Genomic DNA, 22,145 nt, shown 5'->3' on the forward strand with positions numbered 1-22,145 from the left:
GAATGGCGAAGTATCCGTACAGAAAAGCCGGTATTGCGTGGGATCGCATTTTCCGGAACAACTACAATCAGAACCTAGAAGATATTGAATCTGATATTAAAGGAGTAAGTACGTCATTAGAAAATCATAAAAGAGCTCGAACCGCCCACACGTCGGACCAAATCGACCACGGCGGTTTTTCTGTGTCTACGGTTCTAGAAAGTCTAAAAACCCGGATGCGCAACTTAATTTTAAACGCTGACGGGACCAACGTAAAAGAGGTCGTCGATGCACGGGTCGGTGCTGACGGCGAAGTATTTCCGTTGCTTAAAGAGCGGTTAGATACGGAATACGTTAAACTTTTGCAGAAAATCAAACGGACAGTAAACGTTGATGATTTCGGAGCAGATCCGACAGGCGTTAACGACAGTACAGAAGCGTTTCAAAAAGCGCTCGGAACCGGTAAAGTCCGGTTGGTTCTTTCCGCAGGAACCTACATCGTAAAAGGCGTCAAACTTCCGTCTTGGACGTACATGGTCGGCCAAGGGATCGGAGTTACTACGCTAAAACTTCACGAGGATACGCCGGCCAGCGAATGGGTCGTAACAAACGCGGATCATACGAATGGAAACCGAAATATCATGGTCGAAGGGATGTCGCTAGACTGGAATCCGGATCGTCAAGGCGGTCTTGGGCCAACCGGCGGACTACACTCGAGCTGCCTAACTTTAGCGAATGTTAAGTTCGGAATCGTGCGCGAAGTAGAAGGTATCAATCCGGCCCTGCATTGTTTTGATGCGTCTGCGCCTACCTACAATATTTCGGACGCTGACTATACGAAAAACGGTTGCCGATATATCTGGTTCGATCGATGCGTCGGGTCCGGATATGGTGACGACGGAGTGACTACGCACTACAGCGAGTACATTTTCATAACGAATTGCGTCATGACGAATCCGAGCGGAAAGGCACATGCGACTGGGTCCTCGAACTCAAACGGTATCGAAGTCGATGACGGATCTAAAAACGTTTGGGTCATCGATTGTTTTACGTCCGGAAACGTTCGTGGAGTCGAGGTGAAGGCGCACACTGAATGGCCGGCACCGTCAAACGTTCATATTCGCGGTCACGAGTCTTATCGGGATGTCCGCGCGTTCGACCTTCGGCATATCGGCCATCACTTAGCAACCGAGCCGTGGAGCGAAACGGCACGAGACGTAACGCTAGTCGATTGTACGGCGCGTGAGCCGATATTCAACGATCTATATGCCGGACTTGAACCGAAAGCGCTCGTCGTTTCGGCCTATCAACGTGTCATGATTTCGAATTTCCGTGCGATTGGAGATCCGACATACGACTATAAAGGAACGTCAGCGATCGCATTCCAATACAAGAGTCGGAAAATAAACGTTAACGGGCTGCAAATGTACGGTTTCGCTAAAGCCGGTTCCGATATTCACGTTACCGGAGGAGATCAACGGACGGATGACGTCTTTATTTCGAACTTTGCGATTCATGATTCGGCCCCTACCGCCATCAGTTTGGGAGGCGGCGTATATCAGGTTACATTAACGAACGGTATCGCTCACACAAGCGGGGGTACTGCCGGAATCACATCTCCGAATAACCAAGCGAATATCATTGCGGTACGTGCCTACGGATACACAGACGCGGCCGTTATTGGGGGCGAGCGCTATTCATCCGTACCAAACAATATTAAGAGCGGATTTCGCGCAGCTTCGTCTTCTGGATCGCCTATATCAAATACAAGCGCAATTATTGCGTCTACTGGCAACGGAAAAACGAAAGGAGACGCGAACGCACTCATCGCAACTCGTACCGGATCATCGACAGAGGGTTCGCGTTCTGTCGTAATGGGATCGAACAATTCCCACGTAAAAGGAGCGGATGTGCTGTCAGCAATGGTCCTCGGTTCCGTTAACGTTATCAACGATAAAAGCTACACGACCATTTGGGGATACGGTAGCGAGCCGTCCACAGCGAATAAACGGGTTGAAATTAACGCGCAGGCTGGAACGGTTAGAGGAACCGGAGCCGTCGAAAGCGTTTCCGACCTAAAGGACCTTGCGGAGTATTTCGAGTCTAAAGACGGTAGCAAAATCGAGTCCGGATACCTAGTGACTCTTGATGGCGATAAAATTCGGAAGGCTCAAAAAGGCGAGAAGGTTCTCGGAGTTATTTCGGAGACGGCCGGGGTCGTTATGGGCGGTGCAGCGTTCTATTGGAACGATCGCTATCTTAGAAACGAGTTCGGCGGGATTATTTACGAAACAGTTACCGAAGATGGTCACGAATACAAGATTCCGAAGGAGAATCCAGCATACGATCCTGAATCCGAATATGTACCGAGAGAGGAACGCGATGAATGGCACGTCGTTGGGCTGATCGGTCAAGTATACGTCAGAGTCGATAATACCGTTCGAGCTGGCGATCTTATTGTACCGGATGGTGGTATCGGAACTAAATCGGAGGATGGAACGGGTTTTCAAGTGATGCGGATTACAAAAGAATATGACAGCAAGAAAGGATACGGGATGGCTCTCGTATTCATTCGATAGGAGGAGACGCTATGATTTATAATGATGCCGAGTTATCCCTCGATGTGAATTCTCGTACTAAACAAATGATTAGTACGGGGATTCAATTTAGTACACAGGATGTGAATACAGCCCGCATAATCTTCACAGTCACGAAAGATGGCGAACGGTTACCACTTTCTTCTGTTGTAGGAAAACTAGTCATGATTATGGCGGACGGCAGCAGATTCGTTCGGAACGTAGATATTGTAGATAAAGTAGAAGGCGTCGCACAGTACGTTTTATCTGAGGACGAGATCAAGCACTACGGGAATGTTCAGGCTGAATTAAATTTATACTATACAAACGAACAATCACTGTCTGTTCATAAATTTTCTTTTGTCATCGATCAAGCATTAATAGATTCGAACATCACTCCCGTTGCAGAATACTATATCGACGACTTTGAGTCGTTAAAGAGCGCGATTCAAGAGATTGTAGGAGAAATGAATCAAACATTAGCTGAACTCGAAGAAAAGTTCTCGAACTTAGAAAATATTGAGACAAAAACCGGTGCTCAAGCTAAAGCAGACAAGGCTTTGGCAGACGCTAAAGTATACACCGATGATCATGCGAACAGAACGGACAATCCGCACGAAGTCACAAAGGAACAGGTCGGTCTATCAAATGTTGTTAACAGCGAGCAAGCTACGAAGACAGAATTCACAGAACATGTGGAAGACAACGTTAGGCATGTAACTAGTGAAGAGCGCGATAAATGGAACGGCACAAGTGATGTTGCGCGATTTGAGGCCCTCGGCCAGTTAAGCTTAATTTTAAAAGGGTCGCTATATTTAAAAAATGATTATAATTTTTTCGGGTACTTGTCTAACGGAGATCACTCGAACCTCGCGACGATGGAACAAAATGATATCGCTAAATTCGGAGATGCAAAGGCAGTAACTTGGTTAGCCGGGAAGGATTATGTATCTGTCCGTTCTCCCAAAATGTATCTAGTTGAAAAATCAGATGAAGGCGGGAACGCCGTAACCCCAGCGAGAACGGTCTATCACTCTGGAAATCTAACTAATCACGCGATTTTTACGGCAGCCGAAACGCAGGCTCTTACCAAAAACACTAAAAATAAACTAACGTTGCTCAACAACATATCAAGCAGCTTTCCGGCTGGAAGTGCTACGGCGGGAACAGGAGCGTATAAAATTCCTAGAAGTGGCGCGTATTTTTTCCAGTTCACAGTCCGGCCAACAGCCTTAACTAACGCGAATTCTGTTATCCGATTAGGTATTTCGAGGGTTCGAAACGGAACAACAACTGAAATGGACATGCAAGACATTGTAGCTAGTAATGCTTTTCAGACCGGCTTTTATACCGGAACATTTATATATCAATTCAATCAGGATGATGAGATTACACCTTGGATTAACCCATTAAATGAAGACATCACGATCCAAGCAGGAACTCGATACAATATTTACTACCTAGGCGACACTCCGACTTCTTAATTTATTGCCTTTTATGGTATATTTGTATTAAAAACGTTGGGGGTTACTAAATGCTGAAGGTCGCGGTTTTGGGGAGCTGTGTATCGAGGGATAATTTCAACTCTAAATTCATTCCTGATTATAAAAAGTACGCAACTTGTGTTTTACATCAGAATCAAATGTCGATGATTTCTCTCAATTCTGATCCAATCCCTTTTGACGAAAAACTAATTGACAATTTAAGTCCCTTTGATACAAGGCATTTCACCACAGAGCTAAATAAAAGTTTTTTTAGTGAGATGAAAAAATACCAGCCGGACTATCTCATTGTAGATTTTTACGGAGATCTATTTTACGGAGTTCAAAAGGTAGGCGATAGCTATATAACCAATAAAAAATGGCTATTCAAACAGACATCACTATATGAGCGTCTTGATATCAGAGAAGAATTTCAGATGTTTTTCGATCAGAAAGACCGTTATCTGGAATTATGGAAAGCGGGAGTGAAACGATTATTCAACTTTTTAAAAGAAGATGTGCCGAACTGCAAAGTCATCATTAACAAGGCTAGATTTATCGATGAGTATATCGACAAAGAAACTGGAGAAACAAAAATTATCAGTGAGAGCGGGAAAAAGAGATATATTAACGTTCCGGTATATAACAAGTGGTGGGATGCTTTAGATAATCATGTAATTAAAAACTATGATGTAAAAGTTATCGATTATCAAGGTAGGCACTACAAATCAATCGAGGATCATCCTTGGGATATGTTTTATGTTCATTATGATATGTCGTTTTATCAGGATTTTTCTAGACAGCTTTTGACGATTGCTCTTGAAGATGCTTTAAAAGATAAGGGAGCATTAGCAACGAATTAACAAGGAGTTCAGGCGCCCATTTGGGCGTCTTTTTGTTTGGGCCAGAAGGAGGCGTAGTCATTGGGCGAACCATCGAACAACGAATTAAACGATAAAATAGCCGACATTCGCGAATGGCTCGTACGTATCGATACGAAGGTCGACTATTTCAACGAAGTAAAACATACGGCAGATCGAGCGCACGAAAAGGCTGATGAAGCGTTAGCGCTCGCGAAAGAAAGTCGGGCGCTCCGACATGAAAGCAAATACGAAATGGTTATGGGGCGTAATTCTCACGGTCGTCGGGTTGGTGATCTCGGGAATTGCGCTATTTTTATGAGCCCGTTCGGTGAGAGTCCGGCGGGTTTTTTATATACGCAAAATTAACGAAAGGGAGACGATTAAATGGCATGGAAACCTACGTATGATTCACGGAACAGGGAGAATATCGCGAAGTTGGCCGACAACACGAAAGCGGCTGCGCTCAAGTGGTACGACTATCTGATCGCCAATAAGATTGATCTGTTGATCTACGAAACTATCAGGACGGAAGCGCAACAACGGGAGAATGTAGCAAAAGGTGCGTCACAGACGATGAAGTCGTATCACCTCGTAGGCCAGGCACTTGACTTTGTACCGGTTGACGGTAAGAAGACGTTGTGGAACGGATACGGATCTGCGGATGTCAAAAAAGCAGTTGCTTACGCGAAGAAGCTCGGCTTTGAATGGGGCGGAGACTGGAAAGGATTCGTAGATAAGCCGCATCTTCAATTCAACTACAAAGGATATGGAACGGACACTTTCGGTAAAAAATCGGTGTCAAAACCTGCGTCTTCAGCTCCGAAAAAATCTGGATCTTCTAAAAAAGCGTTCACTCTACCGGGCGGTATCTACAAATACAAAAGTCCGATGATGAAGGGGAATGCTGTCCGACAGATTCAGGAGGCTTGCGCGGCTGTTTATTTCTACCCGGACAAAGGCGCCAAGAATAACGGAATCGACGGCTATTACGGTCCGAAAACAGCGAACGCAGTCAAACGATTCCAGATGATGCACGGACTCGCAGCCGATGGAATCTATGGACCGAAAACGAAAGCGAAACTTGCTGCGGCGTTGAAAAAAGCCGGCTATTCCGTAAACTAATCGAAAAGGGAGACGATATTATGAACGTAAAGACAATCGAAAAAATTAGCGCAGGCACAATCGCTCGATTCGTGCTTCTTGCGCTTGCACTCGTTAACCAGACGCTTACGATGACGGGTCACAGTCCGATTCCGGTCGATGAGGAAGGCGTGCAGCAATTTATTTCGCTCGCATTTACCGGAGCAACTTCGCTATGGGCGTACTGGAAAAATAACGACGTGACGAAGAAAGCGCGGACAAAAGGTGAATAGATAGCGGAACTTTTTGCGGGCGCCTGCGTATACAGTCGTAGGTGCTCGTGGTACATAATTGTGGTGACATATTACTGTAATTTCAGTTAAAATTGAGGAAGAAAATAAGGGGGTTTTAAAATGGCAAAGTTTATTAAAGTTGTAGGTTTCGCAATTTTGGCAGCCGGTATAATTTCTTTTCTATTTTTAGGTTTTGGAATGAAGACATATGAGGCTGGATTAACAGAAGGCTACACATACGAAGAGTTGCATCCTTTAAGATGGGTCTATGCGTTTGCGTCCCTGCTTTCAAGCTTTTTCTTCGGAAGTGTGTTACTTGGAATATCTCGACTTGTTGAACGTAAAGATGAAGAAACAGCTTATATAAAAGATATTCATACTGACATAAGACTAATGAAAGCCCGTAACGGTATAGTAGATTAATCAACTCCCCAACTTTAATCGGTTGGGGTTCTTTTTTTTATTTACTCCACATCATTTAATTGAATCTTGGACCTCAAAAAGCTCATTCATATCTGTGATATTAAACTTATCAATTATTTTTTCGAGCGTTTCTTTTGGATACCTCTTGGTTTTCCCTGAACACAATTCACTCACCGCGCGAGTTGATAACTCCAATTCCTCTGCGATTTCTTTTTGTTCATATCCGTGCTCCTCAAGCAGTTCCTTCAGACGAAGCCGCATCGATCCCACCCTTTCGCATTTTATATCCGTAGTATACGATAAAGTTAAAAATTACGCAAACCGTAATTGACAATCCCTTTTAGTGTAATTATAATTACGTTAAACGTAAATTACGGAAGGCGGAATCGTTATGCATTATCTAGCGGAATACCAAACGTTCGACTCGACGGCCGAACTCAACGCGGCTGTTTACGAACATATCAAACGCAATACATACGAATTGAACGACACGGACCGGCTTACGCTGAAGACGATCGCCCGTTACGCGGTCAAGTTCGCCGGGGCTGCGCATCTCAAAGCGGAAACACTCGCGGACCTGATCGGAAAGTCCGTCAAGACGGCGCGTCGTGCCGTCAACAAACTCGCATCACTTTCGATCATCCAAAAGATCGCAACGACCCGGAAAATAAACGGCGGTCACGGCGCAAATATTATCGTTATTTTGCCGGTCGGAAGAAGAGTCGAGGACACGCAATCGTCCGAAGATGACCAGTCGACAATGACCACGCGTGAGGACGCCGAAACACCAACGGAGACAACGGATGAAGCGCCTAAAACTACGAATGAACCATCGCATTCTATAAATCTTTCAAAAAATCACGTAATAGATACGGTCCCGGCCTGCGGTCTTAGAAACGCGTTACCAAGCGAAGTCTATTCCGCAATGGCGCGCTACTTCGAAGCAGACGAAATTTATAAATACTACGGAATCTTACTGCGGGCTAAGGCAAGCGTAGATCCGACGATCCTACTCGAAGAACATCCGCAGCCATTCGTCGAAGCGTGGCATGCAGCGATTCTCAAACGAAAACAGCAGAAAATTAGACGCTTTGACGACTACCTATACGCTAGCTTCCGTCAGGCCGCATGGACGGTAAAAGCCCGAGAAAATCGTGTGAAAAACGTTGGGCTATTGGCGGAGTTCGAAACGTTCCTCCAAACGTAGTTTAATTGTCTCAATTTGCGACAATTGCCGGAAGATGCAGATTGTAAAAGACGTTGACATACCGTTTAGTATCGTTGTATAATCGCACAAGATACATTCGATTTCGTGTCCGTAAAATGTCGGACCGTTATCGAAAATAAGTGTGCGTAAGGCTTTCGTAAGTAAATACGAACAGAATTTCGTAATAGGTTTCCGGTACCACGTCTGCCGGGGGTTCGAATCCCTCCGAGCGCGTCATAAGCATTAGACAGGTTTAGATTAATAAAATCTAAATAAGTTAAAAACCCTTGCCTCGCAAGGGTTTTCTTTATTTCCGCGGACTTATCGAAAACCTAAGAAAGCAATAAAAAACGTTATTATTTCATTTCATTTTGCACATGGCTTTTTACGCGATCGCTTTTTCGAGAGACGGCATTTGTTCAAACAATTCGAGTGTGTTTTGTGTATCTTCTTCTCGAAGTTCTTTCACCACATGTGCATAATATTTAAGGGCCGTATCAATACTAGCATGTCCTAACCGTTCCGACACATAATAAGCCGAAAACTGGTCGTCGATCTGTGCAAACGCTACGGCCTTTCTACAGACAAAATCGTACGCCATTACGATGTGACAAACAAAAACTTCCGGCACCGTGGGTGAGCGACTTAAGTTACAGCTTTCCGGAAACAAGTTAACAGCCTGCTCGGGAATAAAACCTTGTCGAACACGACGGCATCCACAAGCCAACCGAGCAAATCCACAGGAACTATTCATAAAAAAGGATCGTCTGGCTCAAACGTAAAGGCGCTTCAAAAACGTTTGATTGCTGCGGACGGTATTTACGGACCGGCTACCGAAAAGGCGCTCAAGGCTATTGAAGCGAAAAAGAAAAAATCATTATCAAGCGGTAAGAAATCGTCCTACACGCTGCCGGCCGGTATCTATAAAGTCAAAAGCCCGCTTATGAAAGGAACGGCTGTCCGGCAGATTCATGAGGCGTTAGCTGCCCTCTATTTCTACCCTGACAAGGGCGCTAAAAATAACGGCATTGATGGCTATTACGGGCAGCAGACGGCAAACGCGGTCAAACGGTTCCAGATGATGCATGGGCTTTATTTATGGGACGAAACGAAGGCGAAACATGAAGCATTATTGAAGTAATAAAAAAAGGGCTCTAAAAAGGGGCTTCTTATCTCCATCTCCAATTAATTTCATTATCATTTTCGTAAATCCCAGGTAAGGATATACCGACCTTTTTTTGTTTTTCATCAACAATAAACCAATTTTCATCATCTAACCATTCTTCGCTATACTGCTCAATGGCAAAAGGGTCGTTTTCGTTTACTACTGCCTTAAAGAAATCCTTAAATTTTTCCATGTTTTCATTAGGGATGATTGTTCCATACATCCAGACACCTTCAACAGTAGCACCTTTTATTTCACCCAAACATTCATTTTTATAATATAGAAGCATATCTATCACTCCTTCGGATGCAATTTGATAAATTGTTTTGGAACTTCACCTTTTACAAAGTATTCAGTGTCTCTCTGAGTCCATTTTAAAGCTTTGTTTTTCCAGTGTTCAGATTGTCGAGTATCATTTTTGATTAACCTTTCAATTTGTTTAGGAGATAAAATTACAATGTCCTTTACCTCACCAGACCTGATTGCTTTTCGGAGAGCAGATATGTCGAGCTCTATTGCATTTTCTCCATAACCCTTTGCAACCTGTTGATTTATTGTAAAACTTGTATATGGGCTGTTGGATTTCCCACCTTTTCTATATCCACCAAGGACGTGCTCTGTTACAGTAACTTGACGGCCTTGATACATACCAGTTTTGTTGGCGGGCACAAGATTGCCGGTTTCAGGAGATATATGAGACTTGCCTATGCCGTTTGGTCTTTTAGGCTCATAAGGAAAATCTTCACCTCTGTAAAGATTTGTGGATTTACCGCTGGATGACACATTAAGCACTTTTCCGGCTTTTTGAATGCCAAGAGGCGATAGCAATGCTATCGAGCGATTCAGGCTATCTTGTCTTTGCTCATCGGAAATCTTGTTCCCGAACATATCCCGGCCGGTGATTGTTTCGCTGAACCCGTTGGCAGCAGCAAGCCCGTATAGACCCTTTTCAGAGTTTTTCAAAGCCTGGAATGTTTTCGGCGTTCTATAGGCAGCCAGGGCTTTATCAACTGTTGTGACAGCCTTTTCGGCTTTGTACATGCTGTATGCGCCTTTGATCCCTTTAGCGCCTTTCCCGAACCACCCGACAACCGGGATGTATCCGGCGGCACCCATCGCTCCCGCAGCAACCCGTTGCCCATATGTCAGCTTCTCACCTGTGACGGGGTCGACTCCCTCAGTGGCCCTCTTGTAATCATAATAGCCTGTGGCTTCTCCTATAAATGTGCTGCCGGCATCAAGCACTTTTTCATACCATGGCCGGTTTGCAAGCTCTTCTTGTTCCTTGGCAATTCGGCGGGCTTCGGCCTGATCTTTTTTAAACTGGATATAGTTTTCAGCATTTTTATGTACATCATCTTTCAATTGATAGGCTTCGCTGGCCCGGTAAGCTTTGGCATCATAGTGAATCGGAGAAGCACTTTTCCCTTTGCCAGTTGCACCGATTAGAGCGGTATAGTCAGCGGTAACCATCTGCTGGTTGATTTCAGATGCGGCGTATTCCTCTTTGAGAGCGGCGTCCAGATCATCGACAGCTTTGATCGTGTCTTTGCGCTTATCGTTTGCATCATTGAGGTGTTGTTTGAACGTGTCAGTTGAAAAGACTTCTAAAGGCAGTATATCATGGATGTCTTGTAATATAGCCTTCATGTCTTTTTTCTGCTGAGAAACCATTACCTTTGAGTTTTTATAGGCATTGGCAAGCTGGTTTTCAAGAAAATCGATATCGACAAACGTGTCGCCGGAAAGCTTGGCATCCTCAAGGGCAGCGGAAATACCGTCGAGAAATTGAACCTGCATATCAATCAGATCGAGCCAATCGTCCACAATGCCTGCCAGATCTCTGTAAAACGCTTTGATATTTTCCGCGCCTTCTCCTTGAAAATCATCCCCCAAATCTGCGGTCCCTTGAAAAGCCTTTTTCAGGTTGACAAACTGTTCTCTGGTGCTTTGGTATTCCTTGGACCGTTTCTCCATAGCGGCTATTAAAGTTTTTGACTCATAGATTTTCATTACCAAACCCTTCCTAAGTCATAATCAATTAAGAGTTTACCACTATACGGAAAAGGATTGGTGAATAAATCCTGATTATCCATGAAAATGAATCTTATTAATCAGGTCAAAAAACCTAAGTCTTTTTGCAAATTCCAAAAAAGGAAAAACATTGTCAAAAAATAATCTTTTCTGTAAAATAATTACCATGAAAATAAAAGGATGTTAAATATTTTAAATGGTCTGAAAAATTCTAATCTTATGAAAGGATGAAGGAAGGGTGGAAAAGATAGCGTATGAGAAAATGGGGCAAAGGATTAATGATTGGTACAAGATAATCAAACAAAATGACATCCCTAAAGCTATTGAAATGAGGGATAAAATAAAAGAAAACCTTCCTCATATGGAAGAGAACCAAGACGTGTTAATTTACTTTAATCTAATTGATTCACGTTACAAGCTTATGATTGAAAAATACAATGAGTCAGGAAAATTGTTGGCCGACATTAAACCGGAAACTTTGGAAGCAAAAACCGATAACATGATTCAATACTACTTTTATTTTTTCTCAGGTATGTACGAGTACTACAAAAAGAACTTTACAAAGGCAATCAATTTTTACAGAATTGCGGAAAACAGGCTGATCAAAATTGAAGATGAGATTGAAAAAGCAGAATTTCACTATCAAATAGCTATTGCATATTATGAAATAAGGCAATATTTCTTTTCATTAAACCATGCAGAAAAAGCACTTGATTCATACAAAGCCTATGAGTCATATGCGAACAGAGTCCTCAAATGTAAAATGATCATTGCCGCAAATCAAGTTGAGCTGGAACGTTATGAAGAAGCAGAGAAGCTCTATAAGTACGTATTAAATGCGGCTTCCTCAAACGGTGATCTACTAACAGAAAGCTTTGCATCCTTTAATTTAGGTGTGTGTTATGAGCGGAGAGAGTTGTTGTCTGAGGCCAAAAGGTTTTTTGAACGAGCGGCAAGTATCCATGAAAGCGAAAATTCAGTATTCGGCATAAGAAGCATGTACATGCTGAGTCGGGTTAATTACAAGTTGAATTTACCTGAGGAAGCCCGTAAGTGGTACAGCAAAAGCCTTGAACGTGCTGTAGAGGAAGACGATAGTGTATATAAGGCCAAGCTAAAACTCATATACTCTTTATATGATCAGCGTGATTTGCTCACCATTGAAAACGCATTGGAGTATTTGAAAAATAAAAAGCTGTGGGCAGACGTCGCAGACCTTACTTTTAATATCGCAATTTTTTATAAAAAGCAGGGAGACAGTGACATTGCGGCGAAATACTTTGAGGAAGCCTGTCGCGCTAAAGATCAAATTCTTAAACTAACGGGGGAATTATGATGAAAAAAGTAAAAGCGATTATTACTGTTGCTGTACTTGGAAGTGTCGTGGCTTTTGGGTTATCGCACGTTTCATCTAATACAGATCAGCAAGCGATCATAAAGGTTGCTGAGAGCGCAATTTTTGGATAGGTCATAAAATATGCCCCTTCTCATTTTGGGAAGGGTTTTTTTGGGCTTGAAAAATCGAACTTATGTTCTGTTGTTGTTTTATAAGAGGTAATATAAGTGAACAATCTATCAAAAGAGGTAATTGAGGCACTTGAAAGAACAACCAACTTAATAAATGAAGTTGTGGAAATTTATGAACAGCATCAAGGTGAAACTAAGAAAAAGCCGGCTATACCTTGCCCTGAATGTCAAAATAAATCAACAAATTATGTCTGTGACTGGAAAGGTGAAAAACATGTTGATTTCATTTGTGAATATGGTTGTCGGATTCATCAATAAATAAAAGAGGCCTCTCGTTACTTCGAAAGCCCTCTTTACAATTCACCATGCCGCCCTTGTTTTTTATACATCAAACCAATCATTTTCTATCGCATTTTCAATTTCGTCCAACATAAATTCATAGAAGTGATCGGCCGTATGATAGATTCCTTCTTCGTACGCGCTCCAATTGACGACCGGACATTCTCCGTCTTTCATCTTTTCGGTATCAAGGCAATAGCAGTATTCATCAACATCCTGGATGATGACATACCCTTTTGGAATATGAAAAGACTTGAATGATTGATGGTACGCCAAGATGTCACGGCATCCATTGATATCAAGTTCATGGCCGCCGCCGCCGAATTCTTTTAAAAACCATCTGAAGCTTTGAGGAAATGTCACTTGAAGCTCTTTTTCAGTTGCTTGAATGTCTTCTTCACTTTGCCTCTCAAACGTATGTTCACGATGATGCTCTTTTAACAATTGCCTAATTTTATTTTTGTATGTTTCCAATTGAATCCCCCCGCAGTACCATTTTAGCAGCTTTAATCATTCACACCCATTTCAAGCGCATACATTGAATCGGACCCGACGAAGACAAAGTTGGTGCAAGACATAAAAAACACGCCGAACTCGGATTCCAATTCATATATTTGCACATCGTCGCCGAGAAATTGAAACAGGTGCTGAACGAATGCCTGAGTTCGATCGTCTTCGTCAATGGAATTTTCGCCTTTTGTTTCGTTTTCTTTTTCAAAAAACCAGTAATCAATTGCTTCTATTAATGTTTCTTTTGAACAAGGTTTATACCCTAATACATCTGTAACACCTTGAAAGGTGAAAGCATCTACAATGGAAGCGTGCAAATCGTGTTTGTCTTCCATCTTTCTCAGTTCAAACGTATACCCATGGTTTGTTCTATGATTTACTTCTTCCATTGCCTTCAAATATCCGTTCAAAAAATCAATTGTCATATTTCAGGATCCTTTCTTCGGGGAATCTTTACGTCTTATGAGGTGTAAACCTGCATATTTCATCGTATCACAGCCGGGTTAATTATTGGTTACCGGCGCTTCATTCGGGGTCGGGGAAGCCTTTGCCCGTGAACTTTCCAAAAAAAGAAGCCATTTGATGTTAACGGCGCGCTCGCGCGATAAGCTGGAAAAGGTTGCTTTGGAATTGGAAATGGCCCATAACATACAACGAGGGCGGCGGTCCTGGAAAATTGGAGGAAGAGATCAAGCGGCTCAGGTTTCAGCACACAAGGGAGGCAGGGAGCTCGATGGTCGCAAGCAGGATGAAAGAAGTAGCGGCTCAGGCTCCCGTTTATTAGAAGGCATATTTTTGAACGTGTTTTTCAATCACGATGACAAAAAACAGGTGCTCTTTAGACACCTGTTTTCGTCACTGAAAGTGTTTGATTTTCAAATGCTCAAAAACGGCCGTTCCGTTTGCGGCAAAAAGGGTGATGCCTTGGTCGTGCAAGCCGGGAAAAGCCTGATTTGAATGAACGACCCGGCCGTCGTCAACGAACATTTCCACCGTTGTTTTATCGACGATGATCGTGACATGGACCTTTTTCTTGTTTGCATCAAACGGCGCTTTGCTTTCAATATAAGTGCGGCTTTTGTCGGGCTGTTTCGTAAAGCCTCTGTTCACATAAGAGTATCCGTCTTCGGCGCATATTCCCGCATCAATGTGGCGCTTCCCGTCAGCTGATTCCCTGAGCCTTAATCCGATATTTTTAGCGTCAGACCAGGAGATATCTGCGTCAAGCATGTAGGTATCTCCTTTGACAGACAGCGTTTTTGACCCGTTCACTTCGATGTTTTCAAACTCATCGGTTGAAACGGTTAATTGGTCTAATTGGCTGATAGGCTGCGATGCGAGGCTGTATGTATTCCCATCGTCGTGTTTTAAGCGAATCTCCCGGACGATCGAATCTGTTCCATTGAAGCCGTCATTCTGCGTCGGCGTATCGTTTGCATAATCCCAATTGTTCATCCAGGCCATCGCATAGCGCTTGTCGTATTGATCGTTGGACTCGCCGTCTTCGAAGGTTACGCCGGCATACCAGTCAAAGCCGTAATCGAGCCATTTTGGTTCTTCCTGATCCGCTTTGAATTCCTTCCCGGTAAAACTGCCTGTCCAATACGCATACGTATTCGGCATGCCGGAAGGTTTACCGTTGGCGCTTGCGCCGAGCACCCATTTATACGTCCCGTCGTCTGCCCGCATCCTGAAAAGATCGGGACACTCGATCGTGCCGATGTTTTGTGTTAGAAATCCTCCGGTGTAGCGCCATTCTTTCAAATTGCGCGATTCGTAAAAACCGATTTTTGATCCTTCGGCCAGCGTCATCACCCATTTTTCATCTTGTTCGTCCCAGATTACTTTTGGGTCTCTGAAATCCACCGTACCGGGATTTGACAAAACCGGGTCGTCCCCGTAAGGAGTAAACGTTTTTCCGCCGTTTTTGCTGTACCATAAAAACTGTTCTTCTTTGCCGCTGTCTGATGCCGGCTGGGTCATAATGGCAATGACCGCCCCTTTTCCAAAGCCCGCCGTGTTCTTTGAATCAACGACGACTGATCCGGACCATGGATCACCGTTTTTGTTTGTATATTTCGGGATGGCAACTCCTTCATCCTCCCAGTGCACCAGGTCGCTTGATACCGCATGGCGCCATTCCGTTCCGCCGCCATCCGGATAATCGCGGTTGTAAAGATAATAGTAATGATACTGACCGTTCATATAGACAGGCTTTTGAGGGTCGTTTTTCCATTTATCCGGCGCAGTCAAATGAAACGCGGCACGGTGTGATGCGACGGTTCGGATTTCTCCCTTTTGTTCCGTCTCGCGGGCCGGCAGCAAGATTGCCGTGAAAACCCCGAGACAAGAGATGAAAACGCTTATCCTTTGATATACTTTCATATTCAAGCAAATTCCTCACTTTATGTTATAAGATGACACACGAAAAGAAAATGCCGATTGCGACCGGCATTTTCTTTTTCGCTTTATTGATCGATTGTTAATTGTCCTTGCGCCAGAATGCTGTTTTGAACGACAGATGTTTTTGACCCTTTGATGTTCAGCAAAAAGCTTGGCGCAAATGTGGCGTGATGCTCGTTCGAAATACCTCTGTTTGTGATATAGCTTGTGATCACAACTTGATTGCCTTTCGCTTGCGGTACGGCAAAGTGTGAATAAGTAAAGGTGATGTCATTGTAATCCTGATCCATATGTAGAACGAGTCCGGATTTGTTTAATGGTTTGAATGGACCGGTTGGAGAATCAGACACATAGCCGAGCATATAAATGTCCTTTGAACCGATGCCGTCAATCGTCATTTTTGAGCCCCTTGAATCTGTTAACAGATACCATTTGCCGTTCATTTTAAAGAGGTTGGCGCGTTCGATTTCGTCTGTCACCGTATTGGAGGCGATCAACGGTTTCATCACTTTTTTCAAGGTGTAATCATCGTTTAATTCAACCATTCCGAGCGCACCGTTTGCCAATTCAGCGTCTTTTTTCTTCGGTCCTTGGAGCAGTTTTTTGCTTTCTTTCTTGAAGAACGCTTTGCTGTTGCCGTAGTAAGCTCTGTTAAATAGAGAATCTTCGCCTTGATAGCCGGTTTTTGTACCTGTGTTTGCTTCAAACACGAGGTATTTATGGCCGTCGTCTTCGACATAATGCGGATCTCTCATCGTATGGTTGTCGCCTGAGCTGTAGTTTCCTTCGTCAATGAACTGCTGGACGTTTTGGTATACCGTGCCGTCAGCGCCGTCAAAGACTGATTTATGATCTTCCACACCTTCAATTTTGAGAGTGTCTGAATCCGGCCGGGAGAAATTGACTTGAGCCGTTGTCAGTGTCTGTTTACCGTACTGGGTTCCTGAGAACGCCGTATAAAACAGTCGGACTTTTCCGTCTTTTGTTAATGTGGCAGAACCTGACCATTCTTGTGTTTGATATTTGAGGTACGGATCGTTTGGAACGAATTTGTCGCTGTCCTTAAATACTCTGCCGGCGTTTTTCCAGCTGTCGATCGATGTCTCGCCTTTCTTTTGGTAGAACAGGTAAATCGATGTATCATCGACGTTTTTCGGATCACCCGCCAAGGCGAATACGAGATTGTAGCCGTGGTACGTTGCCACCGTTCCGTCAGGATTTTGCAGCGGCCAGCTGTCCCACACGTCTAAGTCGATTAATTTTCCTGAGCTGTCATATCCTTTTGCTGAAGGAATGTTTTTGATGGATGCCGGATCGAATTGAGGGACTTTAAATTGTGCGCTTTTCTGCTGTTCAGGAATTTTCAGCATATCATGTCTTGTAATGTGCGATATTCCGTAGCTCTTCCTGTAATCTTTCGTACCGGATTCTTTGGCGAAAGTCTGTGATGCTCCTCCTGTCAGCAGTGCGGCTGCAAAGGTTAGGGCTGCTGTTTGTTTTGCGATTTTTTTGATGTTCATCAAAATTCCTTCCTTTCATAATCGTAATAGGCCAATCTTTCAAAAACGAGCTTCTCGGTTGTCAGTCACCTCCAGATGTCGCCGGAACAGAAAAAAGACCTAAAATGTGTAAGGTCATAACGGCAAAAAGATAGACTTTGCCCTTCACACATTTTAGGTCTTGCCTGCTAAAGCACAGTAACAATCCCGACGTTATTGAATTACCATCATTCTAATATACCCGGGTCATAGACTCAACAGGTCTAAGTTCCTTTTTCCTTATACATTTTTTTGAAAGCGGCATTGATTTTAAGATAAAAGACACTTTTTTTATATGGATCTATAGTCTGTATAAGGAGGCAAAATCTTTAATCAGTGAAATCAATATACATCGGGATGCTTTTCCAAAAAGCGTCTGGCATCACGAGCTTTCTCTGGTCATGTCTTGACAGGGTTGTTTGAATATCGTCCTCTTTTCCGGCTTTAACTTTTTGAAGCCATTCCGGATCCATCAGAAGACCCCGGCCGATTCCGATGAGATCGGCTCCTGTTTTCAGCGCTTGAACGGCATCTTCCGGTGCGCGGACTTTCCCGGCTCCGATCAGAGGAAGACGGTCCCCGACCGCTTCTTTGATCAGTTCCATCCGCGTGCGGGATTTGTCTGCACCACGGCGCGGAAAAGACCGGAAATCAATCAGGGAAACGTGCAGGTAATCCAATGCTTGTTCCCGCAGTACATTGACGAAAGACAGCGTTTGATCCATCGTGATTCCGGGCGTTTCCGGCTCTTCGGGCGAAAATTTGTAGCCGATGATAAAGGATGGTTTATGGCAGCTTTCCGCTACGCGTCTGATTTCTTCTATAATCTGAAGCGGAAACCTCATCCGTTTCTCTAAAGTGCCGCCCCAGCTGTCATTGCGCCGGTTGTAATAAGGTGAGAAAAACTGATGGACGAGAAACCCGTTTGCGCCGTGAATTTCGACTCCGTCAAACCCGGCTTCTATCGCTCTTCGTGCCGCCTGGCCGAAAGAATGGATAAGATCTTGAATCTCTTGCTCAGACAGTGCCCTCGGCACCGGTGCATTCGGTTGATTCGGAGCGACGGCGCTGGCGCTGACCGTCCGCTCTATACCTTTGGCTCCAGGATGGAAGAGCTGGAGGATCGCTTTTGCTCCATGTTTCTTTAAAGTGGCTGCAAGCCGGGTTAGTCCCGGGATTTGATCATCGTTCTCAGCTCCTGGGATGCCGGGGAATCCGGTTCCGGGCTGTATGGTTGTCGCTGATGTGATGACCATCCCGACATCTGTCGCCCGCGCGGCATAATAGAGAAGTTCGTCGTCAGAAATGAATCCTCCCGGCATAGAGGATGAATGCCCCATTGGCGGCATGATGATCCTGTTTTTCAATTGGATGCCGTTTTTAAAAGTAAAGGGTGTGAATAAAGAATCGTATTGTTTTTTCATGTTTTTCCTCCTTTTGATATAACCATAGCAACCACCGTGAGGCTCCACAAGAACGCAATTTTTTTATATATGCTTTATAAAAATAAACCGTAAGATCGTTTTCTTGAATGCTCTGGTGTCCATATGGTAGGATCAAGTCAAAATTGGCGAATGAGGCAATGGAGGAATTGCTATGAATTCAGCTGTCGATCATAAAGAATGCTCTTCTTTAATTCAGGGTGTATTGAAAATTTTCTCTGGTAAATGGTCATTTTTGGTTCTCGCCGAACTCATTCAGGGCAAGCGGCGATTCAACGAGCTCAGAAGGAACCTGGGAAACATCAACACTAAAGGATTAACTGACACATTAAGACATCTTGAAGAAAGCGGTATGATTTCCCGGAAGGTGTTCCCGACGGTTCCTGTTACTGTAGAATATGAATTAACAGAAAAAGGTAAAGCGTTCCACAGCATTTTTAAAGAGATGGCCGCATGGGGAGAAAAATGGCTTCCGTAATGGAGCCTTTTTATTTTGCCTTCGTTTTGCAGTTCCAAATATTTCTGCCCTTTGGTATAGTGATAGTGTGTTTAAAATTGCAACAAAAGGTGATCGAATATGAAAGTGATGGCAATTGCTCCTTATGAAGGATTGAAAGAGCTGATGATTCAATTGGCCGGCGGCGAGGATTTTGAATTCGAGGCGGCTTCCGGAGATTTAGAGAGGGGCGTGGAGCTGGCGAAACAAGCGGAAGCAAACGGGACTGATTTGATTATCAGCAGAGGTGGAACCGCTGAGCTGATCCAGCAAGAAGTTTCCATTCCGGTTGTGGACATCGAAGTGTCGGGATACGATATGCTGCGTGTGCTTACGCTTGCCAAGGGCTATCCCGGCAAGGCGGCAATTGTCGGATTCCCGATGATTGCCGACGGCGCGTCGGCAGTGTGCGAAATTTTGGATATCCGGATCGACGCCTACACCGTATCAGACGAACGCGATGTTGAACCGGTGCTTCTTCAGCTCAAAGAACAGGGCTATCAGATCATTATCGGCGATGTGATCACAATTGAGAAAGCAGAGCGGCTCGGTTTAAACGGACTGCTTTTGACATCCGGAAAAGAAAGCATTGCCAAAGCTTTTGCATACGCTAAAAAACTGTATTCCTTTTTAGAGAGCATCAAGCAGAAGTACGCTGTGCCGTATCACATTTTACAAAAGGCCGAAACCGGTTATGCAGTATATAACAAGACATTGCGGCAGGTTTTTCAAAACGGCGTATTTGCCGAACATATCGGTTTGCTGGATAATCTGGAAGAGCTGATCGGGGAAGCGGAAAAGAAGGGAACCACCCATTTTAGGCTCCGAAAGCATGGGCGGACATGGAATATCACGGGGCGCAGGTTTTTCGCATCAGACGAGGCATTGACCGTATTTACCGCGGAAAAAGCAAAAGATGTTCGCGTTTCTTCTTTGCCCGGGGCAGCGATTTTTTCTCCTTTGCGGACGAGTTATATGGAAACATCGAGGAACGAAACGATGCAAAAGGTGCTGAAAAAAGCGGAGTTGTTCGCAGCAAGGCGGGAACCCGTCTGGATCAACGGTGCGCCCGGCTCAGGGAAAGAGAGCTTGGCCGGGCTGATCCATATGAAGGGTGAGGACAAGCATGAGCCGTTTCGAAAAATCGATGCCGGTTTGCTGTCTGAAGCGGAATGGGAGCAGGCGTGTGAAAGCGAAGAATTCTTTTCGGGGAGAGGAACGCTATACATCAAACAAGTCGATCGCATGCCGCTGTCCTCGCAACGGCTTTTGCTCAGGCGGATCAGCGAACCGTATGACGGACCGAGGCTGATCGTTTCTTCTTCACGCAGGCACGCCGGAGAATTTTCAAGCGATTTGTATGATGCGCTTTGTCATTTGGAACTTGACGTTCCCCCTCTTTCCGAAAGAAAAGAGGATATTTTGCATCTGGCTTATCAGTTTATTGCAGAAAGCAATGAGGCATTCGGCAAACAAATCGTCGGCTTTCGAAGTGAAGCTGGTGTTCTGCTTGAAGAAGCGAAATGGCCGGGCAACCTCAGCCAATTGAGAAAAACGGTCCAAAACTGTGTCCTCGAAGCGCAGGGCGTTTATATTGAGAAGGCTGACGCCGAACGGGTCCTGAGCCGCTTGAACGAAGAAGAAAGAGAAGACATCGATTTATCCGGAACGCTCGAAGAGATCGAAAAAAGGATCATTCAAAAAATCTATGCCGAAGAAGGGAACAACCAAACAAGAACAGCGGAGAGGCTCGGCATCAACAGAACGACGCTTTGGAGAAAATTGAAATCGTCACATTGATATGACACCCGGTTTAGCCGGGTGTTTTATTTTGTTTGTTTTAATATGCAACAACAAATAAAAATTATTTAGATAAATAACGTTGATTATTGAAACATTTATGTATATAATCGTTTTTGAAAACGCTTTACAGGAAGGGGAGGCAATCATGGGATTCGTACCAAAGGGGATTTATCCCGCCATGCTGACACCGCTCACAAAAGATCAAAGCATTGATATATCGGCGTTGAAACAGCTGACGAACCATTTGATCGATGCTCATGTCCACGGGCTTTTCGCATTAGGTACCAACGGGGAATTTCATATGTTCAACATCGAAGACAAGCTGAAAGTTGCAGAAGTCATCATTCAAGAGACGGCCGGACGCGTTCCCGTCATGGTAGGGAGCGGAGGAAACAGCACAGAAGAAGCGATCTGGCTTTCTAAAGAAATGGAGAGGCTTGGCGCAGATGCGCTGTCGGTCATCACGCCGTTCTTTATTCCGCCGACACAGGATGAAGCGGCGGCGCATTATAAAACAATCGCAGCATCCGTTTCACTTCCGGTCCTTTTGTACAATATCCCTTCAAAAACAGGTTTCCATTTAGAGCCAGAGACGGTGGCGGAGCTTGCAAAAGTGGATAATATCGTCGGAATTAAGGACAGCAGCGGAAAATTTGAAAACATACAGCAGTATATCGAGCAGACGAAAAATGAGGACTTTGCCGTTTTTGCAGGCACCGATTCGCTCATATTGGAAACGCTTCAAGCGGGAGGAGCGGGAGCAGTCGCAGCAACAGCAAATATGCTCCCGGATATCGTAACGTCGATTTACCGCCATTGGGCAGAGGGTGAGACTGAAAAGGCGGAGGCTGCCCAGAGGGAGCTTCAGCCGCTTCGCGATACGTTTCGTTTAGGTACGATCCCGGCGGCCCTGAAAAAAGCGGTTGAGCTTTATTCGACCCCTGTAGGCCCGCCGAAAGCGCCCGTCAAAGAGCTGACCGGTCCGGCGCTCTTGGAGGTCGAAAAAATGGTTGCTTACTATCAATCAAAGTAGGGAGGTTTCAAAA

The 22,145-nt window shown here is 44.4% G+C and carries 22 protein-coding genes and 1 pseudogene; 15 read left to right on the forward strand and 8 right to left on the reverse strand.

Annotated features, from left to right (window positions below; translation table 11 throughout):
- The first annotated feature begins 2 nt into the window (after positions 1 to 2).
- From AB447_RS23365 to AB447_RS23395, 7 genes are all read left to right on the forward strand, one after another.
- Positions 3 to 2,558, forward strand: coding sequence for a peptidase G2 autoproteolytic cleavage domain-containing protein (locus AB447_RS23365; RefSeq protein WP_057957773.1), 2,556 nt, complete (start codon positions 3 to 5; stop codon positions 2,556 to 2,558).
- Between the two features lie 11 nt (positions 2,559 to 2,569).
- The gene (locus AB447_RS23370; RefSeq protein WP_053071213.1) at positions 2,570 to 4,039 is read left to right on the forward strand and encodes a phage baseplate upper protein; all 1,470 of its coding nucleotides are present in this window, start codon (positions 2,570 to 2,572) and stop codon (positions 4,037 to 4,039) included.
- A 50-nt stretch (positions 4,040 to 4,089) separates the two neighbouring features.
- Positions 4,090 to 4,899, forward strand: coding sequence for a DUF6270 domain-containing protein (locus AB447_RS23375; protein ID WP_048355726.1), 810 nt, complete (start codon positions 4,090 to 4,092; stop codon positions 4,897 to 4,899).
- A 60-nt stretch (positions 4,900 to 4,959) separates the two neighbouring features.
- The gene (locus tag AB447_RS23380) at positions 4,960 to 5,265 is read left to right on the forward strand and encodes a hypothetical protein (protein ID WP_241494797.1); all 306 of its coding nucleotides are present in this window, start codon (positions 4,960 to 4,962) and stop codon (positions 5,263 to 5,265) included.
- Positions 5,266 to 5,283: 18 nt separating this feature from the next.
- Positions 5,284 to 6,021: a peptidoglycan-binding protein gene (locus AB447_RS27110; protein WP_048355880.1), complete on the forward strand. Its 738-nt coding sequence runs from the start codon at positions 5,284 to 5,286 to the stop codon at positions 6,019 to 6,021.
- A gap of 20 nt (positions 6,022 to 6,041) precedes the next feature.
- Entirely contained in the window at positions 6,042 to 6,272 is a 231-nt protein-coding gene (locus tag AB447_RS23390) for a phage holin (protein WP_048350429.1), read from the forward strand.
- A 120-nt stretch (positions 6,273 to 6,392) separates the two neighbouring features.
- Complete coding sequence (locus tag AB447_RS23395) at positions 6,393 to 6,695, forward strand: hypothetical protein (RefSeq protein ID WP_048355881.1); 303 nt, start codon at positions 6,393 to 6,395, stop codon at positions 6,693 to 6,695.
- 51 nt (positions 6,696 to 6,746) lie between these two features.
- On the opposite strand, the gene AB447_RS23400 is transcribed toward AB447_RS23395, so the two are convergent.
- On the reverse strand, positions 6,747 to 6,956 hold the full coding sequence (locus AB447_RS23400) for a helix-turn-helix domain-containing protein (RefSeq protein WP_048355882.1): 210 nt from the start codon (positions 6,954 to 6,956) through the stop codon (positions 6,747 to 6,749).
- Between the two features lie 130 nt (positions 6,957 to 7,086).
- Between AB447_RS23400 and AB447_RS23405 the strand changes: the two genes are divergently transcribed.
- Complete coding sequence (locus AB447_RS23405) at positions 7,087 to 7,902, forward strand: helix-turn-helix domain-containing protein (protein ID WP_048355883.1); 816 nt, start codon at positions 7,087 to 7,089, stop codon at positions 7,900 to 7,902.
- 541 nt (positions 7,903 to 8,443) lie between these two features.
- Positions 8,444 to 9,043 (forward strand): annotated as a pseudogene (locus tag AB447_RS27325) (peptidoglycan recognition protein family protein); the annotation flags it as partial.
- Positions 9,044 to 9,071: 28 nt separating this feature from the next.
- On the opposite strand, the gene AB447_RS23420 reads toward AB447_RS27325, so the two are convergent.
- Both AB447_RS23420 and AB447_RS23425 read right to left on the reverse strand, forming a co-directional pair.
- Entirely contained in the window at positions 9,072 to 9,356 is a 285-nt protein-coding gene (locus AB447_RS23420; protein WP_048354377.1) for a hypothetical protein, read from the reverse strand.
- A gap of 5 nt (positions 9,357 to 9,361) precedes the next feature.
- Positions 9,362 to 11,080 carry a ribonuclease YeeF family protein gene (locus tag AB447_RS23425; protein ID WP_048354376.1) on the reverse strand — a complete coding sequence of 573 codons (1,719 nt, stop codon included), beginning with the start codon at positions 11,078 to 11,080 and terminating at the stop codon, positions 9,362 to 9,364.
- Positions 11,081 to 11,339: 259 nt separating this feature from the next.
- On the opposite strand from AB447_RS23425, the gene AB447_RS23430 reads away from it, so the two are divergent.
- The 3 genes from AB447_RS23430 to AB447_RS25550 all read left to right on the forward strand — a co-directional run bounded on the left by AB447_RS23430 (position 11,340) and on the right by AB447_RS25550 (position 12,886).
- Complete coding sequence (locus AB447_RS23430; protein ID WP_172796392.1) at positions 11,340 to 12,437, forward strand: response regulator aspartate phosphatase; 1,098 nt, start codon at positions 11,340 to 11,342, stop codon at positions 12,435 to 12,437.
- Positions 12,437 to 12,568, forward strand: a complete 132-nt coding sequence (locus AB447_RS27330; RefSeq protein WP_269430267.1) for a hypothetical protein — start codon at positions 12,437 to 12,439, stop codon at positions 12,566 to 12,568. The genes AB447_RS23430 and AB447_RS27330 overlap by 1 nt, the downstream gene beginning before the upstream one ends.
- 96 nt (positions 12,569 to 12,664) lie before the next feature.
- Positions 12,665 to 12,886, forward strand: a complete 222-nt coding sequence (locus tag AB447_RS25550; protein WP_048354375.1) for a hypothetical protein — start codon at positions 12,665 to 12,667, stop codon at positions 12,884 to 12,886.
- A gap of 63 nt (positions 12,887 to 12,949) precedes the next feature.
- Here the strand turns inward: AB447_RS25550 and AB447_RS23435 are convergent, their stop codons facing one another.
- From AB447_RS23435 to AB447_RS23460, 5 genes are all read right to left on the reverse strand, one after another.
- Positions 12,950 to 13,381, reverse strand: a complete 432-nt coding sequence (locus AB447_RS23435) for an SMI1/KNR4 family protein (protein WP_048354374.1) — start codon at positions 13,379 to 13,381, stop codon at positions 12,950 to 12,952.
- Between the two features lie 32 nt (positions 13,382 to 13,413).
- Positions 13,414 to 13,842 (reverse strand): hypothetical protein, encoded by a 429-nt coding sequence (locus tag AB447_RS23440; protein ID WP_048354373.1) that lies wholly within the window; start codon positions 13,840 to 13,842, stop codon positions 13,414 to 13,416.
- Between the two features lie 430 nt (positions 13,843 to 14,272).
- Positions 14,273 to 15,802 carry a glycoside hydrolase family 32 protein gene (locus tag AB447_RS23450; RefSeq protein ID WP_048354372.1) on the reverse strand — a complete coding sequence of 510 codons (1,530 nt, stop codon included), beginning with the start codon at positions 15,800 to 15,802 and terminating at the stop codon, positions 14,273 to 14,275.
- Between the two features lie 83 nt (positions 15,803 to 15,885).
- The gene (locus AB447_RS23455; protein WP_048354371.1) at positions 15,886 to 17,340 is read right to left on the reverse strand and encodes a glycoside hydrolase family 68 protein; all 1,455 of its coding nucleotides are present in this window, start codon (positions 17,338 to 17,340) and stop codon (positions 15,886 to 15,888) included.
- A gap of 347 nt (positions 17,341 to 17,687) precedes the next feature.
- A complete protein-coding gene (locus tag AB447_RS23460; RefSeq protein WP_048354370.1) occupies positions 17,688 to 18,782 on the reverse strand; it encodes an NADH-dependent flavin oxidoreductase in 1,095 nt (364 codons plus the stop codon).
- A 172-nt stretch (positions 18,783 to 18,954) separates the two neighbouring features.
- On the opposite strand from AB447_RS23460, the gene AB447_RS23465 reads away from it, so the two are divergent.
- From AB447_RS23465 to dapA, 3 genes are all read left to right on the forward strand, one after another.
- Entirely contained in the window at positions 18,955 to 19,278 is a 324-nt protein-coding gene (locus AB447_RS23465) for a winged helix-turn-helix transcriptional regulator (protein WP_048354369.1), read from the forward strand.
- Between the two features lie 99 nt (positions 19,279 to 19,377).
- Positions 19,378 to 21,096 carry a PrpR N-terminal domain-containing protein gene (locus AB447_RS23470; RefSeq protein WP_048354368.1) on the forward strand — a complete coding sequence of 573 codons (1,719 nt, stop codon included), beginning with the start codon at positions 19,378 to 19,380 and terminating at the stop codon, positions 21,094 to 21,096.
- Between the two features lie 148 nt (positions 21,097 to 21,244).
- Positions 21,245 to 22,132, forward strand: a complete 888-nt coding sequence (gene dapA / locus AB447_RS23475; RefSeq protein WP_057957778.1) for a 4-hydroxy-tetrahydrodipicolinate synthase — start codon at positions 21,245 to 21,247, stop codon at positions 22,130 to 22,132.
- Positions 22,133 to 22,145 lie beyond the last annotated feature (13 nt).

Source organism: Bacillus glycinifermentans (assembly GCF_001042475.2).
GTDB lineage: Bacteria > Bacillota > Bacilli > Bacillales > Bacillaceae > Bacillus > Bacillus glycinifermentans.

Coding starts and splice junctions, on each gene's coding strand:
- AB447_RS23420 (WP_048354377.1), bottom strand. CDS start 9,356: ATGCTTCTATATTATAAAAATGAATGTTTGGGTGAAATAAAAGGTGCT.
- AB447_RS23375 (WP_048355726.1), top strand. CDS start 4,090: ATGCTGAAGGTCGCGGTTTTGGGGAGCTGTGTATCGAGGGATAATTTC.
- AB447_RS23450 (WP_048354372.1), bottom strand. CDS start 15,802: ATGAAAGTATATCAAAGGATAAGCGTTTTCATCTCTTGTCTCGGGGTT.
- AB447_RS23400 (WP_048355882.1), bottom strand. CDS start 6,956: ATGCGGCTTCGTCTGAAGGAACTGCTTGAGGAGCACGGATATGAACAA.
- AB447_RS23470 (WP_048354368.1), top strand. CDS start 19,378: ATGAAAGTGATGGCAATTGCTCCTTATGAAGGATTGAAAGAGCTGATG.
- AB447_RS23405 (WP_048355883.1), top strand. CDS start 7,087: ATGCATTATCTAGCGGAATACCAAACGTTCGACTCGACGGCCGAACTC.
- AB447_RS27330 (WP_269430267.1), top strand. CDS start 12,437: ATGAAAAAAGTAAAAGCGATTATTACTGTTGCTGTACTTGGAAGTGTC.
- AB447_RS23440 (WP_048354373.1), bottom strand. CDS start 13,842: ATGACAATTGATTTTTTGAACGGATATTTGAAGGCAATGGAAGAAGTA.
- AB447_RS23465 (WP_048354369.1), top strand. CDS start 18,955: ATGAATTCAGCTGTCGATCATAAAGAATGCTCTTCTTTAATTCAGGGT.
- AB447_RS23455 (WP_048354371.1), bottom strand. CDS start 17,340: ATGAACATCAAAAAAATCGCAAAACAAACAGCAGCCCTAACCTTTGCA.
- dapA (WP_057957778.1), top strand. CDS start 21,245: ATGGGATTCGTACCAAAGGGGATTTATCCCGCCATGCTGACACCGCTC.
- AB447_RS23370 (WP_053071213.1), top strand. CDS start 2,570: ATGATTTATAATGATGCCGAGTTATCCCTCGATGTGAATTCTCGTACT.
- AB447_RS23395 (WP_048355881.1), top strand. CDS start 6,393: ATGGCAAAGTTTATTAAAGTTGTAGGTTTCGCAATTTTGGCAGCCGGT.
- AB447_RS23425 (WP_048354376.1), bottom strand. CDS start 11,080: ATGAAAATCTATGAGTCAAAAACTTTAATAGCCGCTATGGAGAAACGG.
- AB447_RS27110 (WP_048355880.1), top strand. CDS start 5,284: ATGGCATGGAAACCTACGTATGATTCACGGAACAGGGAGAATATCGCG.
- AB447_RS23365 (WP_057957773.1), top strand. CDS start 3: ATGGCGAAGTATCCGTACAGAAAAGCCGGTATTGCGTGGGATCGCATT.
- AB447_RS23460 (WP_048354370.1), bottom strand. CDS start 18,782: ATGAAAAAACAATACGATTCTTTATTCACACCCTTTACTTTTAAAAAC.
- AB447_RS23390 (WP_048350429.1), top strand. CDS start 6,042: ATGAACGTAAAGACAATCGAAAAAATTAGCGCAGGCACAATCGCTCGA.